Below are 3,486 nucleotides of genomic sequence, written 5' to 3' on the forward strand. Positions count from 1 at the left end.
GCGTCTGCAGCAGGGACAGCAGATTCAGAAGTCGTGCCGGAGTGTCCGTCATGCCCTCCAGGGTGCGGTTCATCTAGGACATCAGCTGACCTAGATGGCCTCTATCTTCATCGTATGAGTGCACACGAAGCCACCGATCGAAGGCGCTGGATCGCCCTCGCCATCGTCATGACCGCCGCCTTCATGGATCTGGTCGACGCCACGATCGTCAACATCGCGATCCCCAGCATCGAGCGCGACCTCGGTGCCTCGTTCGGAGCCGGAAAGGCCCCGCCGGGGCGGGGCCTTCGCGGGAGGTGTCCCGGGCGGTCAGCTCGGCGCCTCGGCACCCTTGCGGGCGTAGAACCACCAGGTCACGGCCGTGCAGCTCAGATAGAAGGCGACGAAACCCCACATCGCGCTGGTCACCGCCACCGAGCCGAAGAGGGCCGGGATGAAGAAGAAGCCGAAGGCGGCGATCGCCGAGGTGAAGCCGGTGACCGCACCCGACTCCCTCTCCGCCTGCCGCAGCGCCTCCGCGTACCGCGGGGTGCCGGGGGCCAGCCCCGCGAGGAGCGTCGTGCGGGAGATGACCGGGATCTGGCGGAAGGTCGAGCCGTTGCCGATCCCGGAGAAGAGGAACGCCGCCAGGAAGGAGAGGAGGAAGCCGGGGAAGGAGCCGGCGGCGTCGCCCGAGGGCAGGAACCAGATCACGCCGACGACGGAGGCCGCCATGCCCACGAAGGACAGGATCGTCACCCGGGCGCCGCCCCACCTGTCCGCGACCCAGCCGCCCGCCCACCGCGCCAGGGCGCCGACCGCCGGCCCCGTCCAGGCGTAGGCGGCCACCGAGTAGTCGGGGAAGGTCGTCTTGATCAGCATCGGCAGGGCGGCGGCGAAGCCGATGAAGGAACCGAAGGTGCCGACGTACAGCCAGGTCATCAGCCAGGTGTGCTTGCGCCTGAAGACGACCTTCTGGCGGCTGAACGGGGTGGCCGCCACCTTCAGGTCGTTCTGCCCGAACCAGGCCACCGCGGCCAGCACGACCACCACGGGCACCCAGAGGAAGGCCGCGTTCTGGAGGAAGACGGGGGTCCCGTCCGCCCTGTGCTGCGCGGAGCCGATCGCGAGGGCCGACCACGTGACGACGACCGGGGTCAGCAACTGGACGGCGGAGACGCCGAGGTTCCCGAGCCCGCCGTTGACGCCGGCCGCGCCGCCCTTCAGCGCCTTGGGGAAGAAGAATCCGATGTTGGCGAGCGAGGAGGCGAAGTTGGCGCCGCCGATGCCGCACAGGGCGGCGATGGCGACCATCACCCCGTACGAGGTCGAGGGGTCCTGGACGGCGATGCCCAGCCAGACCAGCGGCGCGATCAGGACCAGCGTCGACAGCGCGGTGAACCGGCGCTGGCCGACCATCGGGCCGAGGAACGTGTAGAGGAGCCGGGACGCTCCACCGGTCAGGCCGGGGACAGCCGTCAGCCAGAACAACTGGGAGGTGGAGAAGCCGAAGCCGACGTCCTGGAGGTTGGTGGCGGTGACGCTCCACACCTGCCAGACCACGAACGCCACGAGGAGCGCGGGCACGGCGATCCACAGGTTGCGGGTGGCGACCCGTTTCCCGACGGCCTCCCAGAAGAGCTCGTTCTCCGGCTCCCAGTCGGTGATCGGCCGGCCGGGGCGGTACTGCCCGGCGTCGTACGACGCCGAGGGGGCCGCGCTGCTCGTCGCTCTGCTGTCCTGGACTGCGGAACTCATGGCGTTTCCCTGGGGGTGAGGGCTCTCCTTGCTCCTCCAGGCTGCTTCCGGGCTCCCGGGCCGGGGCAGGGGCAGGGGCCATGGTCGTCGGACGGGCGGGCGCAGGTCCCGTCCCGCCCGGGCCGTACGGACCGCGGGGCCCGGCCCCGGTGGCGTGCGCGCACCCGGCGCAGGCCCCTGACCGGGGGCGGGGCGGCCCCCGACGGCCGCGCCTCCGCGTGCCGTGGCCGCCTGGCCCCGCCGCGCTCTGGTGTTCTGGGGCGCATGACACAACCGTTCCTGCCCCTCACCGCGCGTTCCCGCGAGGAGTCGCACCGCGCCGCCACACCGCTCGAGCTCTTCTTCGACCTCTGCTTCGTCGTCGCCGTCGCCCAGGCCGGCGCCGAGCTCGTGCACGCCGTGGCCGAGGGCCATGCCGGCCAGGGGATCGCCGACTACGCGATGGTCTTCTTCGCGATCTGGTGGGCCTGGATGAACTTCACCTGGTTCGCCTCCGCGTACGACAACGACGACGTCCTCTACCGCGTCGTCACCCTCGTCCAGATCGCCGGTGTCCTCATCCTCGCCGCCGGTGTCTCGCGCGCCTTCGAGGAGCACGACTTCTTCGTCGTCTGGCTCGGCTACGTCGTGATGCGCCTCGCGCTCGCCTCCCAGTGGCTGCGCGCGGGCCACCACGCCGCCGACCCCGCCGAACGCACGCTGTGCCACCGGTACGCGGGCGGGGTCGCCCTCTGCCAGATCGGCTGGACGGCCCTCCTGTTCGTGCCCGAGGCGGCCCGGCCCTGGGTCTTCCTCGTCATGGCGATCGCCGAGATGGCGGTGCCGGTGTACGCGGAGAAGGACGCCAACACCCGCTGGCACCCGCACCACATCGCCGAGCGCTACGGCCTGTTCACCATCATCGTGCTGGGCGAGACGATCGCCGCCTCGACCGTCGCCGTGAAGTCCGGCGTCAGCGAGAACGACGCCCTCGGGGAGCTGCTCCCGATCGCGGCCGGCGGCCTGCTCATCGTGTTCGCGGCCTGGTGGATCTATTTCGTCGTCCCCGCCCACGACCGTCTCGTCTCCAACCGGCAGGCGTTCCTGTGGGGTTACGGCCACTACCTGATCTTCGCCGCGGCCGCCGCGATCGGCGCCGGCATCGAGATCGCCGTCGAGCAGGCCGTCGGCAAGGCGCACATCTCCACGCTCGCCGCCTCCGCGGCGGTGACGGTCCCGACCGCCCTCTTCCTGCTCTGCGTGTGGCTCCTGCACGCCCGCTACTACAAGGTCGGCATCGCCCAGCAGCTCGTCCTGCCGCTGTCGGCGCTGGCGATCCTGATGTGCTCGTTCGCGGGCCACTGGGCGGTGTTCGCGGCCGGTCTGGTCGCGGCGGCGACGGTGGCGGTCGGGGTGACGCTGAGCGCGAGCAACCCCGCCACGCGGGCGTAGGGGTGCGCCGGGGCCTCGCCCGCCGCGGGCGGGCCGCACCGGCCCCGCCCACGGGCGCGGGGCCAACGGGCGTGGTACGCAAGGAGCATGACGAAGCACTCCGCTCTGCACGACGCCCTCACCGACGTGTCCGGCCTGCGGGTCGGCCACGCGCSCGTGGCGGGGCCGAACGCCCTCAGCGGCACCACCGTCGTCCTCGCCCCGCGGGGCGGGGCGGTCGCGGCGGTGGACGTCCGCGGCGGCGGCCCCGGCACCCGGGAGACCGACGCCCTCGACCCCCGCAACGTCGTCCAGCGCGTCGAGGCCGTGGTCCTGACC

General features: G+C 72.0%; 3 protein-coding genes. 2 read left to right on the forward strand and 1 reads right to left on the reverse strand.

The window, feature by feature from the left end; translation table 11 throughout:
• Nucleotides 1–309 precede the first annotated feature (309 nt).
• Nucleotides 310–1,737: an MFS transporter gene (locus EAO71_RS35760; RefSeq protein ID WP_147981977.1), complete on the reverse strand. Its 1,428-nt coding sequence runs from the start codon at nt 1,735–1,737 to the stop codon at nt 310–312.
• A gap of 264 nt (nt 1,738–2,001) precedes the next feature.
• Here EAO71_RS35760 and EAO71_RS35765 point away from each other — a divergent pair, with 264 nt between their 5' ends.
• Both EAO71_RS35765 and EAO71_RS35770 read left to right on the forward strand, forming a co-directional pair.
• On the forward strand, nt 2,002–3,168 hold the full coding sequence (locus tag EAO71_RS35765; RefSeq protein ID WP_147981978.1) for a low temperature requirement protein A: 1,167 nt from the start codon (nt 2,002–2,004) through the stop codon (nt 3,166–3,168).
• A gap of 87 nt (nt 3,169–3,255) precedes the next feature.
• Nucleotides 3,256–3,486 (forward strand): P1 family peptidase (locus tag EAO71_RS35770; RefSeq protein WP_187282965.1); only part of this gene is annotated, 231 nt, incomplete at its 3' end.

Source organism: Streptomyces sp. MS191 (assembly GCF_008042125.1).
Taxonomy (GTDB): Bacteria; Actinomycetota; Actinomycetes; order Streptomycetales; family Streptomycetaceae; genus Streptomyces.